The following is a 405-nucleotide window of genomic DNA, read 5'->3' as shown; positions in this document are numbered from 1 at the left end:
ACTGCGCTCATCTGTCACATATCGCTGGCAGGGAATTGCAACTTGATAGATGCGGCGTCAAAGTCCGCGTCAAGTTGCACTTCATCATTTAATAGCGCGATGAGCTATTTGGCTGTGGAGGCTTGCATTAAACGCACTTCAACGCCAGCTGCGCTGAGTACTTTGGTGAGGTGCTTCAAAATGCCTAAGTGTTCGTCGGATTTGTCCGCAATCCCGATCGCCAGATAAGCGGTGTTGCCATCACCCCAATCGACTCCTTGTGGGAAGTGGTAAACCGGCCCTCCGGGCTGTTTGACCAAATCACGTGTATCGGTGGTGCCATGTGGAATGGCTGTCTCTTATAATCATCTGACGATGTCGACGAATAGATGGGGGTAGTATTCGCCGTGTCACCGAAGCATATCG

General features: G+C 51.1%; 1 pseudogene. It reads right to left on the bottom strand.

What is annotated here, in order from left to right:
• Positions 1–17 precede the first annotated feature (17 nt).
• Positions 18–332: pseudogene (locus UF06_RS25245) on the bottom strand (PTS sugar transporter subunit IIA); the annotation flags it as partial.
• Positions 333–405 lie beyond the last annotated feature (73 nt).

Source organism: Vibrio sp. S234-5 (assembly GCF_000960595.1).
Classification (GTDB): domain Bacteria; phylum Pseudomonadota; class Gammaproteobacteria; order Enterobacterales; family Vibrionaceae; genus Vibrio.
This window is presented reverse-complemented; position numbering and strand designations above follow the sequence as displayed.